Below are 328 nucleotides of genomic sequence, written 5' to 3'. Positions count from 1 at the left end.
ATACGTGGGTTCGGGCCTCCAGTGCGTGTTACCGCACCTTCACCCTGGACAGGGGTAGATCACACGGTTTCGGGTCTACGCCTACAAACTTATTCGCCCTATTCAGACTCGCTTTCGCTGCGGCTCCGCCTTCTCGGCTTAACCTTGCTTGCAAACGTAACTCGCCGGTTCATTCTACAAAAGGCACGCCATCACCCCTTAATAGGGCTCTGACTTCTTGTAAGCACACGGTTTCAGGTTCTCTTTCACTCCCCTTCCGGGGTGCTTTTCACCTTTCCCTCACGGTACTGCTTCACTATCGGTCGCTAGGGAGTATTTAGCCTTACCA

The 328-nt window shown here is 53.4% G+C and carries 1 rRNA gene; it reads right to left on the bottom strand.

Annotated elements, in window-relative coordinates:
- A 23S ribosomal RNA gene (locus tag KI362_RS25310) occupies positions 1-328 on the bottom strand; the annotation flags it as partial.

It is taken from the genome of Paenibacillus apis (genome assembly GCF_018333295.1).
Taxonomy (GTDB): Bacteria; Bacillota; Bacilli; order Paenibacillales; family Paenibacillaceae; genus Fontibacillus; species Fontibacillus antibioticophila.
Note: the sequence above shows the minus strand (reverse complement) of the source record. Positions and strands in the feature narration are given on the sequence as shown.